The 15,397-nt window shown below is 63.0% G+C and carries 15 protein-coding genes; 7 read left to right on the forward strand and 8 right to left on the reverse strand.

Features of this window, described 5'->3' with window-relative positions; all coding sequences use genetic code 11:
- Nucleotides 1–129: 129 nt before the first annotated feature.
- The 5 genes from A9K68_RS20495 to A9K68_RS20515 are packed head-to-tail and all read left to right on the forward strand — an operon-like array spanning nucleotide 130 to nucleotide 5,638.
- Complete coding sequence (locus A9K68_RS20495) at nucleotides 130–1,770, forward strand: N,N-dimethylformamidase beta subunit family domain-containing protein (RefSeq protein ID WP_065008162.1); 1,641 nt, start codon at nucleotides 130–132, stop codon at nucleotides 1,768–1,770.
- 1 nt (nucleotide 1,771) lies between these two features.
- The gene (locus A9K68_RS20500; RefSeq protein WP_065008161.1) at nucleotides 1,772–3,151 is read left to right on the forward strand and encodes an aspartate aminotransferase family protein; all 1,380 of its coding nucleotides are present in this window, start codon (nucleotides 1,772–1,774) and stop codon (nucleotides 3,149–3,151) included.
- Nucleotide 3,152: 1 nt separating this feature from the next.
- A complete protein-coding gene (locus A9K68_RS20505; protein ID WP_065008160.1) occupies nucleotides 3,153–4,082 on the forward strand; it encodes a 3-keto-5-aminohexanoate cleavage protein in 930 nt (309 codons plus the stop codon).
- Between the two features lie 9 nt (nucleotides 4,083–4,091).
- A complete protein-coding gene (locus tag A9K68_RS20510) occupies nucleotides 4,092–4,610 on the forward strand; it encodes a GNAT family N-acetyltransferase (RefSeq protein ID WP_163603054.1) in 519 nt (172 codons plus the stop codon).
- The gene (locus A9K68_RS20515; protein WP_065008159.1) at nucleotides 4,607–5,638 is read left to right on the forward strand and encodes a histone deacetylase family protein; all 1,032 of its coding nucleotides are present in this window, start codon (nucleotides 4,607–4,609) and stop codon (nucleotides 5,636–5,638) included. Before A9K68_RS20510 ends, A9K68_RS20515 begins: the two co-directional genes overlap by 4 nt.
- 18 nt (nucleotides 5,639–5,656) lie before the next feature.
- Here A9K68_RS20515 and A9K68_RS20520 read toward each other — a convergent pair whose 3' ends face one another.
- Both A9K68_RS20520 and A9K68_RS20525 read right to left on the reverse strand, forming a co-directional pair.
- Nucleotides 5,657–6,922: a cysteine desulfurase-like protein gene (locus A9K68_RS20520; protein ID WP_065008158.1), complete on the reverse strand. Its 1,266-nt coding sequence runs from the start codon at nucleotides 6,920–6,922 to the stop codon at nucleotides 5,657–5,659.
- 60 nt (nucleotides 6,923–6,982) lie between these two features.
- The gene (locus tag A9K68_RS20525) at nucleotides 6,983–8,050 is read right to left on the reverse strand and encodes an aldo/keto reductase (protein WP_065008157.1); all 1,068 of its coding nucleotides are present in this window, start codon (nucleotides 8,048–8,050) and stop codon (nucleotides 6,983–6,985) included.
- A 379-nt stretch (nucleotides 8,051–8,429) separates the two neighbouring features.
- Between A9K68_RS20525 and A9K68_RS31375 the strand changes: the two genes are divergently transcribed.
- Nucleotides 8,430–8,594, forward strand: a complete 165-nt coding sequence (locus A9K68_RS31375) for a hypothetical protein (protein WP_023798224.1) — start codon at nucleotides 8,430–8,432, stop codon at nucleotides 8,592–8,594.
- Nucleotides 8,595–8,630: 36 nt separating this feature from the next.
- On the opposite strand, the gene A9K68_RS20530 is transcribed toward A9K68_RS31375, so the two are convergent.
- On the reverse strand, nucleotides 8,631–9,137 hold the full coding sequence (locus tag A9K68_RS20530; RefSeq protein WP_065008156.1) for a DUF1993 family protein: 507 nt from the start codon (nucleotides 9,135–9,137) through the stop codon (nucleotides 8,631–8,633).
- Between the two features lie 121 nt (nucleotides 9,138–9,258).
- Here A9K68_RS20530 and A9K68_RS20535 point away from each other — a divergent pair, with 121 nt between their 5' ends.
- Nucleotides 9,259–10,308: a DUF1176 domain-containing protein gene (locus A9K68_RS20535; protein ID WP_065008155.1), complete on the forward strand. Its 1,050-nt coding sequence runs from the start codon at nucleotides 9,259–9,261 to the stop codon at nucleotides 10,306–10,308.
- A gap of 76 nt (nucleotides 10,309–10,384) precedes the next feature.
- Here the strand turns inward: A9K68_RS20535 and A9K68_RS20540 are convergent, their stop codons facing one another.
- The 5 genes from A9K68_RS20540 to A9K68_RS20560 all read right to left on the reverse strand — a co-directional run bounded on the left by A9K68_RS20540 (nucleotide 10,385) and on the right by A9K68_RS20560 (nucleotide 15,397).
- Nucleotides 10,385–11,266, reverse strand: coding sequence for a phospholipase (locus tag A9K68_RS20540; RefSeq protein WP_065008154.1), 882 nt, complete (start codon nucleotides 11,264–11,266; stop codon nucleotides 10,385–10,387).
- Nucleotides 11,267–11,297: 31 nt separating this feature from the next.
- Nucleotides 11,298–12,908 carry a molybdopterin-binding/glycosyltransferase family 2 protein gene (locus tag A9K68_RS20545; RefSeq protein WP_065008153.1) on the reverse strand — a complete coding sequence of 537 codons (1,611 nt, stop codon included), beginning with the start codon at nucleotides 12,906–12,908 and terminating at the stop codon, nucleotides 11,298–11,300.
- A gap of 66 nt (nucleotides 12,909–12,974) precedes the next feature.
- The gene (locus tag A9K68_RS20550) at nucleotides 12,975–13,712 is read right to left on the reverse strand and encodes an XdhC family protein (protein WP_036267953.1); all 738 of its coding nucleotides are present in this window, start codon (nucleotides 13,710–13,712) and stop codon (nucleotides 12,975–12,977) included.
- A 67-nt stretch (nucleotides 13,713–13,779) separates the two neighbouring features.
- The gene (locus A9K68_RS20555; RefSeq protein WP_065008152.1) at nucleotides 13,780–14,118 is read right to left on the reverse strand and encodes an XdhC family protein; all 339 of its coding nucleotides are present in this window, start codon (nucleotides 14,116–14,118) and stop codon (nucleotides 13,780–13,782) included.
- Between the two features lie 40 nt (nucleotides 14,119–14,158).
- Complete coding sequence (locus A9K68_RS20560) at nucleotides 14,159–15,397, reverse strand: VWA domain-containing protein (protein WP_065008151.1); 1,239 nt, start codon at nucleotides 15,395–15,397, stop codon at nucleotides 14,159–14,161.

Below are 15,397 nucleotides of genomic sequence, written 5' to 3' on the forward strand. Positions count from 1 at the left end.
CCTTTGTGAGATAGTCGGTTTGGAAGGCAAGGCCAAGGCCGGCTGTGAGCATCGCTGGCCCGATCGTTTCCAATTGACGGTTGGCCGGCAGATGGTCGAAATGACGCGTTCGACCCTTCACAGGCGTTCATGACGAAGCTTCCTACCGAATTCCCCGATTTCGGACTGACGCCCCACCAGCGCCGGCAAGCCGTGCGCGGCCACTACTGGGAGTGGCCGGGCATGGATGGCGAACGCGGCGAGATCTGGTGCTACAGCGACCGTTTTTCATACCGCCGGGACGAGACGGTGGTGCTGCATGTCAGCTCGACGGCCTCCAGCTTTAGCATGTCGATCGTCCGCGACGGCGGCACCGAAACGAAAATGTTCGAGAAGGCTGGGATCGCGGCGCGCTGGCAGGATACACCCGACCAATGTTCGGTCGTGGGCTGCGGCTGGGGCGCTTCGTTTGAATTCCGGGTCGGCGACGACTGGCCGTCCGGAGCCTACCGCGTCACGCTGACGGCGGACGGCCGCGACGGCAAGCCGATCCGCTGCCAGCATCTTTTCATCGTTAGCCCGCAGCCCGGCAAGAAACGCGGTCGTGTGCTGCAGGTTGCAGCCACCGGCACCTGGCTTGCCTACAACACGTGGGGTGGCTCCAATCATTACGAAGGCATCACCGGCCCGAACCGCGACCAGTATGCCCCAATAGTGTCGAAGCAGCGGCCATGGTGCCGCGGTTTTGTTGTTCTGCCGAACGAGGCGCCGCGCGTGCCGCTCGAGGTCGCCGTGCCGCCCAAGACCGTGCCGCGCTATCCGCATATGGAATGGGCCTTCGCCACCGGCCATTCGAAGAAATACGCCTCGTCCGGCTGGGCAAGCTATGACAGCCACTTCTTTCGTTTTGCCGAGCGTGCCGGCTATGGGGTCGATCTCGCCAGTCAGCACGAATTGCATTTTTCCCCCGAAATCCTCGACGACTATGACTGCGTCGTCTTCGTCGGCCATGACGAATACTGGACCTGGGAGATGCGCGACACTGTCGACGCCTATGTCGAGCGCGGCGGCCATGCGGCGCGCTTCGCCGGCAATTTCATGTGGCAGACCAGGTTGGAGGACGAGGGCCGCCGGCAAGTCTGTTACAAATACCGCGCCCGCGCCGAGGATCCGGCCTATCGGGGCGGCGACGTGACCCGTGCCACGAACTCCTGGGAAGCACCTGAGATTGGCCGGCCGGGCGCCTCGACTTTCGGGCTCAATGCGACGAGGGGCCTCTACGCCGGCTGGGGCGGTTGCGCGCCGCGCGGCGTGCGCGGCTTTCCGGTCTACCGGCCGGAGCATTGGGCGTTCGCCGGCACAGGCATCTACTACGGCGACCTGCTCGGCGCCGACAGCCATGTCTATGGCTATGAGGTCGACGGGCTCGACCACGAGATCCGAGGCGGACTGCCCTACCCTACGCCCAACAGCGGCGCACCGGACGGGCTGCAAATTCTCGCGGTCGGCATGGCTGCCCAAGTCGAGGAGAGCGCCGATATTCCGTTCGAAGACCAGTTCCTCGGCGACGAGGACGGACGCTTCACCGCCGAAACGCTGTTCGGCGACGCGAGCGACGCCAATCTCGACAAGGTCAAGCGCGGCAACGGCATGATCGTCAATTTCCCGCGCGGCAAGGGCGAAGTGTTCCACGCCGGAAGCTGCGAATGGGTCGCCGGCCTGCTAAGGCAGGACCCGATGGTGGAGCTCGTCACCAAAAATGTTCTCGACCGCTATCTCGGAAAGTCCTGACATGCTGAAGTCCCAAACCCCTGCCCCGGACACCGAGACGCGCCCGCCATCGCATCTGTTCTATCTGTCCAGCCTGCGCCGGCCGCTGGTCGACCGCGCCGAAGGCATCTACATCTGGACGCAGGATGGCCGCCGCTTCATCGACGGATCGAGCGGACCGATGGTCGCCAATATCGGTCATTCCAACCGCAACGTGCTCGATGCGATGAAGCGGCAGATGGACCGCGCAACCTTCGCCTACCGGCTGCATTTCGAGAACGAGCCGGCCGAGGAGCTCGCGCGCGAGCTGGCCGGAAAGCTGCCCGAAGGCATGGACCGCATTTTTTTCGTCTCGGGCGGCTCGGAAGCGACGGAATCCTGCATCAAGCTCGCGCGGCAGTGGGCAGTGGCGACAGGCCAGCCCAAGCGCTGGAAGGTGATCACCCGCTTTCCCTCCTATCATGGCGGCACGCTTGGTTCGCTATCCGTCACCGGCGACGACGCCTTGGCCGAAACCTTCACACCGATGATGCAGGTCATGCCGACCGTGCCGGCGCCGGCCGCCTGGCGCGACCGCGACAATCTCTCGATGGAGCAGCGCGGCATCCGCTACGCCGACATGCTGGAGGAGAAGATCCTCGCCGAAGGGCCGGAAAGCGTGCTCGCCTTCATCATGGAGCCGGTCGGCGGCGCTGCCACCGCGGCGCTGGTCGCGCCGGACAGCTATTATCCGCACATCCGCGAAATCTGCGACCGCTACAGCATCCTGCTCATCCATGATGAAGTGATGAGCGGTGCCGGCCGCACCGGAAAATTCCTCGGTGGCGACCATTGGAACTGCAAGCCCGACATCGTCGCGCTGTCGAAGGGGCTGGGCTCGGGCTATGCGCCGCTCGGCGCGCTGGCGGCACCGATGCGGCTGGTGCAGCCGCTGCTCGCCTCCGGCGGCTTCCAGCACGGCCATACCTATGCCGGCAATCCGCTCGCCTGCGCCGCCGGGCTCGCCGTGCTTAGCGAGATGGATCGTCTCGGCCTGATCGCCAATGCAGCTGACATGGGCGATCTTTTGATGGCCGGGCTGAAGGGGTTGGCCAAGCGGTTTCCGTTCATCGCCGACGTGCGCGGCAAGGGCCTGCTCCTAGGTGCCGAGATGGTCGCCGACCCCAATACGCTGGGGCCGATCGCACCGGCGAAGAAGGCCACCCAGCGGCTGCTCGACCTCGCCTATGAGCGCGGCCTAATCATCTATGGGCGAAAGGTCAAGGGCGGCTTCGACGGCGACAATTTCATGGTGGCACCGCCGATGATCATTACCAAGGAACAGGTCGGCGAAATCGTAGCCATCATCGGCGACTCGCTGCAGGTGCTGGCAGGCGAGCTCGACCTGCCGGTCGAAGGCTGAAATGGCGCCGCGAAAAGTCATCGTCACCTGCGCCGTCACCGGGTCGGTGCACACGCCGTCAATGTCGCCGCACCTGCCGGTGACGCCGGACCAGATCGCCGCAGAGGCTATTGCCGCCGCCGAAGCCGGCGCCTCGATCTTGCATCTTCACGCCCGCGATCCCAATGACGGGCGGCCGACCGCCGATCCTGATGTGTTCATGCAGTTCCTGCCGCGCATCAAGCAGGCGACATCAGCGGTGATCAACATCACCACCGGCGGCTCGTCGCTGATGACGCTCGACCAGCGGCTGGCCGCACCGCTCAGGGCCGAGCCCGAAATGTGCTCGCTTAATATGGGCTCGATGAATTTCGCGCTGTTCCCGATGCTCGACCGGCCAAGAGAGTGGCATCACGAGTGGGAGCCCAAGCTGCTTGAAGCGACACGCGACACGATCTTCAAGAACACCTTTGCCGACATGGAGACCGTGCTCGAAAAACTTGGAAAGGGCTGCGGCACACGCTTCGAATTCGAATGCTATGATGTCGGCCACCTCTATTCTTTAGCGCATTTTCGCGACCGGGGGCTGGTGTCAGGACCTCTGTTCATCCAGTTCGTGTTCGGCATATTGGGCGGTATCGGCGCCGATCCCGACAATTTGGTCCATATGAAGCGTATCGCCGACAAACTGTTCGGCGACAGCTATCAGTTTTCGGTGCTGGCCGCCGGCCGCCACCAGATGCCGATGATCTCGATTGCGGCGGCGATGGGCGGCAATGTCCGCGTTGGGCTGGAGGATAGCCTGTACGACGGCCGCCAGCTGGCAAAGTCCAATGCCGACCAGGTGCGCCGTATCCGCAGCGTGCTCGACGGGCTTTCGCTGGACGTCGCCTCGCCCGCTGAGGCGCGTGAGATGCTGGCACTCAAGGGCGGCGACCGGGTGGCGTTCTGAGATGCGGCCGTGATCAACCCAGCGTCAAAAGACATTCGCATCCGGCCCGGCACCGTCGAGGACATCGAAACCATCCATGCCGCGATCCTGCGGCTTGGCGCCCATATCGGCGCGCCCGAGGAAATCACTTCTACGGCCGACGACCTTCGCACCTACGGCTTTGGCGAAAACCCTGCCTTCTCGACGCTGATTGCGGAAGTCGGCGGCGAGTTCGCCGGCCTGTGCCTGCATTTCCCGATCTTCTCGACCTGGATGGGCCGGCCCGGCGTTTATGTGCAGGACCTCTATGTCGAGGATCGGTTTCGCGGCCGCAGGATCGGCGAACGCCTGCTGCGCCGTGCCGCGCGAGAATGCCGGGAGGACGGCGGCGTCTACCTCAGACTGTCCGTCGACACTGACAATGAAACCGCCAAAGCCTTTTACGAAAGACTGGGCATTGCCTGGTCGAGCTACGAGCAGGTGCAGAAGATCGCCGGCGACGCGTTCTTTGCCTTCGCCGATGCACCCGATGATGAGGAGCCAAGATGAAAGCCTTTTATGCCTCGGAACAGAAGCGCCATGATCCCAAGGCATTCCTCTCCAGCGGTGCGCAGAAACCCAATCCGGAAAAGCCGGAACGCGTCGAACGGCTGCTCGCCGGCGCAAGGGCCGCCGGCTGCACGATCGAACGGCCGAGAGATCACGGGCTTGGTCCCATTGCAGCGGTGCATACGCCCGAATATCTCGATTTTCTCGAGCACATCTTTGTGCGCTGGCAGCGCATCGAAGGCGCTTCGGCGGAAGTGATCCCCAACATCCACCCGATCGCGCGGAACGGCTCCTATCCGGCCTCGGCGGTCGGCCAGGCCGGCTACCACATGGCCGACACCGCTTGCCCGATCTCAATCGAGACCTGGCAGAGCGCGCTGTGGAGCGCCTGGAGCGCGGTCGAGGCTGCTGAGGCCGTGATGTCAGGCGTACCGGCTGCCTATGCGCTCTGCCGTCCGCCCGGCCACCACGCCTTTGCCGATGTCGCCGGCGGCTTCTGTTTCATCAACAATTCGGCGGTCGCGGCACAGACGCTCCGCAAGAATGCGGCGCGGGTGGCGATCCTCGACGTCGACCTGCATCACGGCAACGGCACGCAAGGCATTTTCTATGCGCGGCCGGACGTGCTCACAGTCTCGCTGCATGCCGATCCGGTGCGCTTCTACCCGTTCTTCTGGGGTCATGCCGACGAACGTGGCGAAGGGGCCGGCCTCGGCTACAATTTCAACCTGCCGCTGGCGCGCAAATCCGGCGACGCCGCATTCCTCGACGCGCTGGATATGGCTTTCCAGCGTATCCGCGCCTTTGCGCCGGAAGCGCTTGTCGTGGCGCTCGGTCTCGACTCCTTCGAAGGCGATCCGTTCGGCGGACTGTCGGTAACGACACCGGGCTTCTCGCGCATCGGCGAGGCTATCGCCGGCCTCGGCCTGCCGATGGTCATCGTGCAGGAGGGCGGCTATCTCTGCGACGAGCTCGGCGACAATCTTACTGCCTTCCTCACCGGCTTCGGCGGCGGCAGGAAGTGGTAATATCAGCCGGATATCGCGTCAGAACCGCTCCTGTCGCAGCATGGCGACGACACGGCGCACGCTCTCCAGCGTCTCGTCGATCTCGGCCGCCGTGTTGTAATGGGCGATGCCGATGCGCACGACGCCCTGTTCGGCCGGAATGCCGAGCTGGTGAACGACCTCCCAGGCGTAGTTGTGGCCGGACCACAGGAAGATGTTTTCCGCGTTCATCTGCCGTACGATCGTCTCCGGCACGATGCCGTCGACGGTGAAGGAGACCGTCGGGACGCGCTCCCCGACACGCGCCGGATCGGTAATGCCATGGATGGTCAGGCCTGAGATAGCCGACAGGCCGTCGATCAGCCTTTGCGCCAGCGGGTTCTCATAAATTATTGATCTTTCGAATGCCTTGGCGATCCTGGCGCGGCGCGAGCCGCCATCGCCTGCAGCCGCGCCGAGTTCCGCAAAGTAATCGACCGCGGCCGTCAGTCCGGCCATCAGCTCGATCTGCGGCGTGCCGAGTTCGAACCGCTCCGGCAGAGCATTGGACGAACAGCGGCATTTGTACGGTTTCAGTCTGTCGATGACATCAAGCCTGCCCCACAATATGCCCATATGCGGCCCGAAGAATTTATAGGCCGAGCAGATCAGGAAATCGCAGCCAATATCCCTGACGTCGATCAGGCCGTGCGGCGCGAACTGAACGGCGTCGACATAGACCAGGGCGCCGGTCTGCTTGGCAACGCGCGTCAGCGCCTTCACCCGGTTGATCGAGCCGGTCAGATTGCTCGCGTAGTTCAAAGCGACCAGCCGGGTCCTGTCGGTGAGCAGCGTAGCAAGCGCCGCCTCCTCGATCTGCCAGCTCTGCTTGTCGAAAGACAGCCAGTGCACGACAAGGCCAAGGTCTTCGGCCAGCTGCAGCCACGGCGATACGTTACCCTCGTGGTCCATGCGGGTGAGAATGATTTCGTCGCCCGGTTTCATCGTGCGGCCGAGTGTGCGCGACATGTGATAGGTCAGAGTCGTCATGTTGGCGCCGATGATGATTTCCTGAGGGCTCGCAGCAGCCAGGAAATCGGCCATCGCCGCATGGGCGTCATCGACGATCTGTTGGGCCGCGATCGTGGTTTCGAAGAAGCCGCCGAGATTGGCGTTTGCGGTCAACAGGCAGCGTGACACCGCGTCGGCAACCGCTTGCGGCACCTGCGTGCCGGCAGGGTTGTCGAGGTAGATGCGGCGACGGCCATTGTCGGTCAGCCACAGGGCCGGAAATTTCTCGCGCACGACCTCAATCGGAAAATTCACTTATTCTCCCTCCCTCTTGTAATTATTTGGCAATCACACCTTACAGCGCAGGAAATCTGCTCACGGACACGGGTTGCCGACACGCTGGTGGATTGCATCGACCGCCTTCTGCATGTCCTCGGTCCAGACGACATCGGCGCAAGACAGCGCCATTTCGAGTTGCGAAATGGTCGTCGCGCCGATGATGCTCGAGGTGACGAAAGGCCGGCTCGTGACATAGGCGTTGGCAAACAATGCCGGCTCCATGCCGAAAGAGCGCGCCAGCTCGTTGTACTCAAGCTGCGCTTCCGCGGCGTTGGGCGTCTCGTAGCGCTGGCCCCGATTGAAGAGCTGCGAGCGTGAGCCTTGCGGCCGCGCGCCATGATCGTATTTGCCGGTGAGATAGCCCTGCGCCAACGGCGAATAGGGCAAAAACGAAACCTGTTCGCGCTCGCAGACTTCGGCGAGATTCACCTCGAAGCTGCGGTTGACGAGATTATAGGCGTTTTGCAGCGACACCAGGCGTGGACCGAGGCCCTTGTCAGCTTCGGCGATGAACCGCATGACGCCCCAGGAGCTCTCGTTCGACAGACCGAAATGGCGGATTTTTCCAACCTTCACTAGTTCGTCGAAGACGGCGAGTGTCTCGGTGATCGGCGTCTCGCCAGCCGGTGCGCCGACGGAATCGGCTCGCAGCGGCACGACACCGACACGGTTCGGGTTGGCGCCCCAAGGCACGTCCCGCTCCGGCCAATGGATCTGATAGAGATCGAAATAATCGGTGTTGAGCCTGGTCAGCGACTTTTCGACGGCATCGAAGATGTCGGCGCGCACCAGCTTCGACGGGCGCCCGCCGCGGAACCATGCATTGGCGGTGCGGCCAACCACTTTCGAGGCGAGGATCACTTGATCGCGATTGCGCTTCGCTTTCAACCAGCTGCCAATGATCTTCTCGGTCCAGCCCTGCGTCTCCGCCTTGGGCGGGATCGGGTAGAGCTCGGCGGTGTCGATGAAGTTGACGCCGCGCGAAAAGGCCAGGTCCATCTGGGCGTGGCCATCCGCTTCGGTGTTCTGCTGGCCCCAGGTCATCGAACCCAAGCAGATCTGGGAAACAAGAAGATCGGTCCGACCGAGGCGGCGCTTGTGCATGGAACTTTCTCCGGCGGGAATTCTTTGCGCGGCTGCGCGGGGAGGAAGCCGCAGCATACAGGAATGCGCGGGCTGTCTCCAAGCCCGCCGCAAATCGGCTAGCACTTTTCCGCGAGATCCAGTGAACGCAAGGCGCAAGTAGGCAAAAAGCCGACTGGATTTTCATGCAGTCCGGAATTCCGCCAGGAATGGCGAGGAAAAACCGGCCCTGTGCCGGCATTCAGCTATACGGTCAGCCCGCGCCGGGAGTTTCACCGGCGAAGTCGATTGTGGTCAAGAATTTCGGTGCGGCATAGCTGCCATGCAAATGCTGCACTGCACAATTGTCATGATTTGACTATATTTGGGACTCGGGGAGGACCAACCAGGGGCTTGAATCATGGGTTTCCTCACTGAAATGTTCGCCCGTCCGCGTCCGCAGGAACATCTGCGCTACCGCGCGGCGCTGGCGCTGCTTCATTCGATGAGCAATGCCGACCGTGCGGATATCGGCATCAAACCAGCCGACTTCCCGCGCGTCGCCCGCGAAATGTCCTCACGCTAGTCAGATCGCACGACATTCCGGCTCGACCGCCATTCTTCAACGCGACCCCATGAAAGTCGCCTTGCTTAACGGCACGCCATTGTGGCGCAGGATGTCGTAGGCGGTGGTCACGTGGAAATAGAAATTGGGCATGGCGAGATGCAGCAGATACTGCATGCCCGTCATCGAGAATTCGCGCTGGCCAAGCTTCAGCTCGAGCACCCTGTCATCCGAGCCGTCCATATCGGCAGCCGAGAATGTCGCCAGATGGTCGACGGTCTTGGCGATGCGCGCCTGGAGATCGGCAAAGCTCGCCTCGTTGTCTTCGTATTTGGGCACCTCGCGGCCGGCAAGCCGCGATGGCGCGCCCTTGGCGTGGTCGGTGGCGATCTGTACCTGCCTGGTCAACGCGTACATGTCCGGCGCCAGCCTCGACGTCAAAAACACCTGCGGGTCGATCTTGCGGTCAAGCGCATTCTGCTCGGCGATATCCAGCACGTTGGATAGCGCCTTCAACCTGGCCGAAAACACCGGCACGGCCGCTTCGTACATCGATATGGTCACGTGATTCTCCTATCCGGCGGGACGCCGACGGCGGGACCTAACGCCTCCGCGGGCGATTCTTCAAGCGTCACCACCTCGCCGCAATCGGTATGATAGGATTCGCATCAGGTGGAGATTCCCGATGAGAAGCGCCCTTTTCGCAGCGACCGCCTTTTTCTCCTTTACCGTGTCAGGCCAGCCAGTGCTCGCCGCCGATGCGCCCTATGTCGACGACAGGTCGGACGCCGAAGCGGTCATCCGCTCGCTCTATAGCGCCATCAACCGGCAAGAATTCGCGCGCGCCTGGGATTATTTCGGCGACACCAAGCCGGCCAAGGATTTCGACGCCTTCGTAAGGGGCTATGACGGCACCAACGCCGTCGAAGTCAAAACCGGTGCCGTGTCCGAAGACGGTGCTGCCGGCAGCATCTATTACAGCGTTCCGGTCGCCATCCGGGCGACAGCTAAGGACGGCAGCGAAAATGTCTTTGCCGGCTGCTACACGCTGCGCCAGGTCAACGCCTCGATCCAGGAACCGCCATTTCGCCCGATCTTCATCGACAAGGGCGCGCTGAAACCGGCGAAGACCGATTTCGAGGATGCTGTGCCGGAAAGCTGCGGCGACGGACCGCCGCAGCCGAAGAAGGATGCGGCGCTGGAGCAGGCCAAGGAGGCGTTTGCGGCCACCTATGGCGAACAATGCGACAAGGAGTTGCCTGGCGGCGAACCTTTGGGAGAGCCGGACGCCTACTCGCTCCGCTACAAGGATGCGGGCGCCGCGGCCGACGAGCCCGAACGCGAGACGCGGCTGTTCCGATTCTTCTGCTCCATGGCTGCCTACAATGAGAGTGCCGTCTACTATGTCTACGGCGAGGTATCCGGCGTCCGGCAGCTGCAGTTCGCCTCGCCGGAACTCGATATCCACTATGAGAACAACGATAGCGAAGGCAAGGTCGAGGCAATCAACGTCACCGGCTTCCAGACCGACGACCAGTTGGTCAATTCCGAATTTGACGACGCCACCAAGACGATCTCGTCGCGCAACAAGTGGCGCGGCGTCGGCGATGCCTCATCAGCCGGGACATATCTTTTTCGCAACGGCAATTTCTCGCTGGTGCAGTACGATGTCGACGCCTCCTACGACGGCGAGATCAACCCGCAGACGGTGGTGGACTACAACACCGCGCCTTGAGGCGCGGCGCGCTTCAAGTTTTTTCTTGATGCATGTCGTTGTCCCAAAACCGCTACACACTTTTGGGCGACATGCATTAGGGCGCCTTCGACAGCATCCAATTGAGCGTGCCGCGCCAGTCGGTCATGCGGATCGGCGTGCCGTGCGTGCCTGTCTCGAAACGAACAAAGCGGGCCGGATAGGTTTTCGATTTGGCCAGGATCGAACGGAAGAAGGCTTCCTGTTTTGCCACCGGAAATACCGGATCCTTGCTGCCGTGGCCAAAGAAGACCGGGACACGGCGCTTAAAGCCCGTGCTCGAGAAGAAACTTTCATCCCACAGCGAACCGAGCAGCAGCAACCCGTCGATGCGGCCGCCCGTATCCTTGCGGGCAGCAAGCTTCCAGCACAGTGCGCCGCCCATCGAGCCGCAGGCAACGAAGATCTTCGCGCCCGGCGACTGCTGGGCATAATGGCCGATCAGCGCGGCGATCTGGGCCGCCCCGGTGTCGCCGAAATCGGAAAAGTCCGGTGAGAGATAGAGGCCACCATTGCCGGCCATCAGGTTCTTGATGCGGTTAAAATTGCCGCCAAAGGTGAAGTCGTCAACGCCCTGCTTGCGGCTGCCACCCTGCCCGTGCAGATAGAGCACGATGATGCCGGCGCCTTGCGTGCGGCCGACGCCGACGTGGCGGATATTTCCGGCATCGGTCTTCAGCGACAGATCCCGCTGCACGTTACGCACACCGGTGTCGACATACTGCGCCTGCGCGCGGCGCTCCGGCACTTTGTCGCGGGCGTTGATATCGCGCAGCTCGCGATAGTCGACGACTGTATACGCGCCGTTGTTCTCGGATGAGAGCGTGCCCGGATAGGCAAACAGATCATCCTTGAAGGGCTTTAGCGGCAGCGTTTGGCCATGCGCCAAACCCGAAAACAAAAGAAACGTCGCGATCAGAAGGGGTAAACGGAAAGCCATGCCAAAGGCATCGTTTTTCGGCTTCGGTTTGTCAATCCTGCAGCACGCCGCCGGCGCCTTCCAGCGCCTCGCGGGTGTCGACGTCTATCGAAGCCGCCTTGCCGATCTCGACATCAACGACATCGAGCCCCTCGGCCTCGACCAGATGGCGCGCGCCAGTATCGCCTTCGAGATGAGCGATCGCCGCAAACAGCGAGCGCGGCAGCAGCACCGGGTTGCCTCGCTTACCCTCATGCGAGGCGCGTACGACCGATTGGCCCTCGGACTTGCGGAATGCGTCAATCAGCCTGTCGAGGTCGGCCGACGAGACGCCAGGCATGTCGCCGAGCATGATCATGGCGCCGGCGGCATCGTCGGCAACCCGGGCGATGCCGGCCTTCAGCGACGAAGACAGGCCCTCGGTGAAATCCGGATTATCGGCGAAGGTCACATCCAGGCCCGACAATGCGGCGTGTACGCGTTCGCGCTGATGGCCGGTGACAACGATGATGCCCGAAGCTTTCGAACCGAGCGCGCGCTCGGCGGTGCGGCGCACCAGCGGCTTGCCGTCGAACAGCGCCAGCAGCTTGTTCGGGCCGCCCATGCGGCTGGAGCGACCGGCGGCCAGCAGCACGACATCGACTTTCAACTCGGCCCTGGCCGGCAGCGGCTCGCGCGGCTGAGGCCGCGTCGGGATTTCCATCAACAGACCGCCGACACCCATGCCGGCAATATCCTTGGCCGTCACGTCGAGACCGGCAATCAACCTGTCGAGAACCCAGTCGAAGCCGTTCTCCTTGGGGCTGCGCGCGCAGCCGGGCGCACCGATGACGTGCTTGCCGCCAAGTGTGCCGAGCACCAGCAGATTACCGGGATCGACCGGCATGCCGGCGCGGATGACGATGCCGCCGGCCTTCTCGATCGCCGCCGGGACGACGTCGCCAAAATCGCTCATCGCCGAAGCGCCGAAGATCACCACCATGTCGTTGTAGCGCGCCAGCGAGGCCGCAGCTTCCGCAACGGGACCAACTTCATGCGGCGTGCGGCGCTCCGCCGTCAACCGGCCGCCCGAGCGCGCCAGGCGGGCTTCGGTGACACGCAACGTCTTGTCGAGCACGTTCGGCTTGATACCGGGCAGAACCGTCTGGATGACACCGACACGCACCGGCTGATAGGCATTGACGGCGAAGATCTCGCTGCCGGCGCAGATTCTTGCCACCGCATCGACCAGCACGGAGCCGACCGCGAAGGGAATGATCTTCACGGTCGCCACCATCTGGCCCTTTTCGACTGGTGCGTGCTGCGCCAGCGTGGCGATGGTGATGGTCGGGTCGACGGCGTTGATGGCGTCGATCATCGCCGCGTCGACAGTGAAGATGCCGCCCACCTCGGCGTGCAGGTTGACCCGGCCGGTCGCGGCGGGCTTGGCCTCGATGTTGCGATGGATCATGCTCTCGGCGATCTTTTCGGCGGCAGCGTCCTCGCTCAAATCGTCGGGAGCAAGAACAGCCGCGACAACCTCCGAAATCCCTGCCGCCTTGAGCAAAGATACATCATCGGCGCTCAGCCGATGCGCCTTGCGGAAGCGCCGTTCTCCGACCGTGGTGGCATGCGCCAGCACCGCGCCCTCGGCCGTGTCGATCGGGATCGGGCCGAATTTCACGCCGCCGCGTCCGTAGAGCGCCGCGCGTCCTCTTGGACGCGCAAAGGACGCTCACCTACTTTGAATCTACGCATCGTGCTTCTCCAAAATCGATTCCGATCTTTGGGCCGATGCGGAGGCTTCGAGGCCACGCGAGCGAAAGGCCTGGATCGCCTGCGCCAGCACCGCGACGGCGATCTCGGCCGGGCTCGCTGCGCCGATGTCGAGGCCGATCGGCGCGTGGATGCGGGCGATCTGGTCGGCGGTCGCGCCCAATGCCAGCAGGCGCTCGACGCGCTTCGCATGGGTCTTGCGGCTGCCGAGCGCCCCGACATAGAAGCAGTTGGCGTCGAGCGCCGCCTTCAGCGCGAAGTCATCGATCTTCGGGTCATGGGTCACGGCTGCCAACGCCGTATAGCTGTCGAGCGGCTGGCGCTTCAGAACATCCTCGGGCCATTCGGCATGCAGCGCGACATCGGGAAAGCGGTCTGCGGTGGCAAAGGCCGTGCGCGGATCGACGATCTCGACGGGAAAGCCGGCGATCTTGGCCATCGGGGCCAGTGCCTGGCTGATATGAACGGCGCCGATCACCAACAGGCGCGGCTGCGGCAGATAGGCGTTGAGGAAGAAAGTTCGCCCCTCCGCCTCGACCGACCCGGAACTGCCTGATCGAAACGCCTTGGCGATCGCAGCGCCCAGATCGCCGGCGACCTGGTCGCCCTCGCGCACGATACGGTCGCGGCCGTCGCCGAGATCGGTGACCAGGATCGCCGCGCGGCGGGCGCGGCGTTCGGCGTTCAGCGTCTTCAGCGCATAAGGATCCATCGGAATATCTCTTGTTTAAGCATGATTCTTGTCCGCAAACCGGTTCCCACTTTGCGGGATCATGCTTCTAACCCAACCGCTCGACATAGACTTTGATGCGGCCTCCGCAGGACAAGCCAACCTGCCAGGCGGTCTCATCGGCGACACCGAACTCCAGCATCTTTGCCTTGCCGCTGTCGATGACATCGATTGCCTCGGTGACGACCGCGCCTTCGACGCAGCCGCCAGAGACGGAGCCGTGGAAATTGCCTTCCGCGTCTATGACAAGATGGCTGCCGACGGGACGCGGCGCCGAGCCCCAGGTTTCGACCACGGTGGCAATGGCGACATCCTTGCCGTCCTTCATCCAGCCTTCGGCGATGATCAGGGGATCGCGCGCCTCATCGAGATAGATACTATTTTCCATCACCGTTTCTCCCGGAGAAAACATATGGCTATGCGGCGCTTCACGCGCCACCTTCAATCCATCTGCGTGGGTCCACCAAGCGCGTCGAATTCTTGTCCAGCGACTGGCAGAGATCAGCGAGCGCATCGAGATTGTGTACCGAGCGGAACTCGTCGACATGCGGCAGCATCGCCTTGACACCGCGGGCACGGGCCTCGAAACCGTCGAAGCGCAGCAGCGGGTTCAGCCAGATCAACCGCCGGCAGGATTTGTGCAGGCGCTCCATTTCCTCCGACAGGCCGGCGATGTCGTCGCGCTCCAGCCCGTCGGTGATCAGCAGCACCACCGCGCCCTGGCCCAGCACGCGCCGCGACCACAGCCGGTTGAATTCGGCCAGCGTATCGCCGATACGGGTGCCGCCCGACCAGTCCATCACCGCAGCCGAGCAATCGGCGAGTGCTCCGTCAGGATCGCGATGGCGCATCTGCCGCGTCAGATTTGTCAGCCTAGTGCCGAAGACAAAGGCATGCACGCGTCGGCGCTTTTCGGTCAGCGCATGCAGGAAATGCAGAAAGATGCGCGTGTACTGGCTCATCGAGCCGGAAATATCGGCAAGCACGACCAGCGGCGGGTGAACCTCGCGCGGTGACCGGAATCTTGGCAGGATCAGTTCGCCGCCTGTCCGCGCGGCCGAGCGCATCATGGCGCGCGGATCGATACGTCGGCCATGCGCGTCGGATTTGAAACGCCGTGTCCTGACCATATCGAAGGGCAGCCGCAATGCGGTAATCGCCTTCTTGGCGTCGGCCATCTCGGCGGCGTTCATCTGGGCAAAGTCCTTGCCCCTCAGCACCTCGTTGCCGGAACATGTGAAGCGGGCGTCGACCTCGATCTCGGGGATTTCCTGCACCGGCTGGTTCTTCTGGTGGCCCTCGAACATTGCCTGGCTGACGCGGTTTTCCGCAGCGCGCGGCTTCTGCTTCTCTCTGATATCAGGCGCAACCGGAGAAAAAATCGCCAGCATCTTTTCGATCAGTTCGTGCGAATTCCAGAACAGCCGGAACGTCTCGTCAAAGGTTGGGTGGTCCTCGTGCCGCGAGACGAGGACAGCGTGCAGCGTCCAGTAGAAATCGTCGCGGGAACCGATGCCGGCGGCCAGCACCGCCTCGATCGCGTCCTTGACCGAGGCCGGGCCGACCCGCATGCCGGCCTTGCGCAAGGTGCGGGCGAAATACACGATGTTGTCGGCGATCCGCCCGTCCGGCGTGGCCTCTTTCGGTTCGCGACGCGGCGTTGCCAT

Source organism: Mesorhizobium sp. AA22 (assembly GCF_001672375.2).
Lineage (GTDB): Bacteria > Pseudomonadota > Alphaproteobacteria > Rhizobiales > Rhizobiaceae > Mesorhizobium > Mesorhizobium wenxiniae.